3 protein-coding genes are annotated in these 2723 nt (G+C 40.2%); 2 read left to right on the top strand and 1 reads right to left on the bottom strand.

Annotation, left to right across the window (positions count from 1 at the left end):
• Window positions 1–141 precede the first annotated feature (141 nt).
• The gene (locus tag VPNCDNU1_RS26490) at window positions 142–1137 is read right to left on the bottom strand and encodes a zinc transporter ZntB (RefSeq protein ID WP_104403157.1); all 996 of its coding nucleotides are present in this window, start codon (window positions 1135–1137) and stop codon (window positions 142–144) included.
• 527 nt (window positions 1138–1664) lie between these two features.
• Here VPNCDNU1_RS26490 and VPNCDNU1_RS26485 point away from each other — a divergent pair.
• Both VPNCDNU1_RS26485 and VPNCDNU1_RS26480 read left to right on the top strand, forming a co-directional pair.
• Window positions 1665–2117, top strand: coding sequence for an excisionase family DNA-binding protein (locus VPNCDNU1_RS26485; RefSeq protein WP_104403156.1), 453 nt, complete (start codon window positions 1665–1667; stop codon window positions 2115–2117).
• A 140-nt stretch (window positions 2118–2257) separates the two neighbouring features.
• Window positions 2258–2686: a PIN domain-containing protein gene (locus VPNCDNU1_RS26480; protein WP_371410820.1), complete on the top strand. Its 429-nt coding sequence runs from the start codon at window positions 2258–2260 to the stop codon at window positions 2684–2686.
• The last annotated feature ends 37 nt before the right edge of the window (window positions 2687–2723 follow it).

The following is a 2723-nucleotide window of genomic DNA, read 5'->3' as shown; positions in this document are numbered from 1 at the left end:
AATTTAATCTAACAAACTTTGTGGCACTTTCGAGCTTGAAAGTGCCACAGGTAAAATTCAGCCTATGAGGGTCTGGACAACGATGAATTATAATCTATTCGCTACTGATGATACTGAACTCGCCGGAATCAATTCGTTTGGTCAAAACCACTTTTTCCAGTAAAAATAAACACCGAGCAACACTGTACAACCTAGACAAATGCCCACAACTAGCCAAAACGCAATGTCACTTTGTATCCCAGGCATTCCTCCAACATTGACTCCCATAAGACCTGTAAAGAAACCAAGGGGAAGAAAAATTGCTGCGACAACTGTAAGAACGTAACTCCTATTATTTAATTGCTCTGACACTCTGCTAATCAGCTCCTCTTTCACCATTGTGGCCCGTTCCTTTATTGTATCAACATCCTCAACATAACGAACTTGTTTATCCGCAATGCTACGTAAGGCTAAACGGTCAATATCGTCAAGCCAATTTAGTTGTTCTAATACTAACTTATTCAAGGCTTCTCTCTGTGGAGCAATATAGCGCCGAATACCAACACACTGCTGTTTTACTCTAAGTAATGTAGAACGCAGTTCATTAGGCTCATCGATAAATAACGCTTCTTCTATTTCCGATACGTTATCTTCTAAAAGGTTAATCGTGTCATTCATCCTTGTAACAATACGATCTGCCCAACAAACAAGTAAGCCACTAGTAGATATAGGTCCTGACTTACTTTCTAAGCTAGCTAACACGTCTTGGGTCGAGGTCAGGACCCTTTGTCTTGTGCTAATCAGAGTTTTTCCGTTTGTCCAAATTCTAACTGACACCATATCTTCTGGATTTGCGCCCCTGTTTAGATTTACTCCCCTCAAGACAAGAAGTAGGTTGTTATCCCGAGTAAGAACATGAGGGCGATTTTCAGGGCTAAGCAAGCCATCGACCGCAATTTCATTCAGCCCACTGCAGTTCATAATCCAATTTTGTGCCTCAATTTCGCTGTAATCGAAATGTAACCATAACCCTGATTGTTTGCAGCTAAATCTATTGAGTTCTGACCAACTCAACTGTTGGCTACCACCAAAACCATCTAATAACATTGCGTGTATGAATCCATTCGGTTCTTTTTCTGAATAGACAAACTGAGACATATTTTTCCTCATGCGTGCAAGAATGTTTAAGTTAAAAGGTTAAGAGAAACAGACTGTAAAACCCATGCTTCTGAAGACACAATACTGGTACTAAGAAAAGTAAGTCAAATAACACTTAGGTCAGTGAGTATCGAATCTTCTGAAACACCACGGGGCAAAAATGCTTCAGAGTTTAGCCGTGAGCGTGTGACACATGTTCAACAAGAAATTCTGCAAAAGTTAATCTAACACTTCAGATCTGGGATGACGGTTGAGGTGCAGTGCTCGGTAATTCAGATTTTCAAGCAAAAAACGGCTTCCAGCCGGTAGTTTCCGTTTGAATTAATATGCCTTTTCATTGTAAGGCACAAATCGCTTCTGGAGATAAGCTTTTAGGGCTAATCCATATACAATGAAATGTAATCTCCTTAACAGTAAGTTTTTATTGTTGCGAATATTTCGAATATTGACCTTCTTTCGAATATTTCGGATAATGTGGTGATATACAGAATTGTATAGCCTGAAATCTGAAACTTGAGAGAAATACGATGAATACAGCTACAAAATTACCAAGCGCTGAAGAAATTGCACTGGCTAAGCTTGGTAGTCAAGAGCTATCAGCCGTTATGGCAACCAATGGTGAAGCTCAAAGGATTAATGTTATCGATCAGTCGGGTAAGACTCACGAAGTCACCATTCCATCAAGCGCAATAAACATGATGATTGAGATACTTACTCAATTAGGTCAGGGTAACTCTGTTAGCATTACACCTATTCATGCGGAACTCACAACGCAAGAAAGTGCTGACATGCTAAATATGTCTCGCCCTACATTTATTAAGCTCCTAGATTCTAAAGAAATTCCGTTTAGTCGTACTGGCAACCGTAGGAAGGTGGCCTATGCCGATCTTACGGAATACAAGAACCGTTTAGAAAAGAAGAGGCTAACTGCGCTTGCTGAGCTATCCGCATTAGATCAAGAAATGGATATGGGATATTAATGACATCATACACGGTAATTTTAGACGCATGTGTTATGTATCCAGCCCCACTTCGCAGTTACCTCATGTATTTGTCCAACACAGGGTTATTTAGAGCGCGATGGACAGAGCAAATACATGACGAATGGATTCGAAACCTTTTGAAGAACAACCCAGATGCAGATCCAGTGCGGCTAGAAAAAACCAAGCAGTTAATGAACGAGCATGTACCTGACTGCTTAGTTGAAGGTTATGAGCCATTGATTAATGGTTTAACCTTACCAGATGTTGGTGATAAACACGTTGTTGCTGCTGCTATTAAAGGAAAAGCAGAGTCTATCATCACCTTCAATCTAAAAGACTTCCCTTTAAAGGAGCTTGATCCGCTGGGTCTATCTGCAATACATCCAGATGAGTTCTTATGTGATATGTTTGAGCTAGATAGCAGTGCTTGCGTCAAGGCTGCCCAGCAACAGAGAGGTTCTCTGAAAAGACCACCAATGAGTCAAGATGAGTTTTTAGCTTGCTTGCAAAAACAGAGACTTCCAAGTTTCGTCTCAAAGTTAAAGAGCTTTAAGCTTATGCTTTAATAGACATGTTTTTTTTCACCGTTTTGTCTATCGACAT

It is taken from the genome of Vibrio penaeicida (assembly GCF_002933855.1).
Lineage (GTDB): Bacteria > Pseudomonadota > Gammaproteobacteria > Enterobacterales > Vibrionaceae > Vibrio > Vibrio penaeicida_A.
Note: the sequence above shows the minus strand (reverse complement) of the source record. Positions and strands in the feature narration are given on the sequence as shown.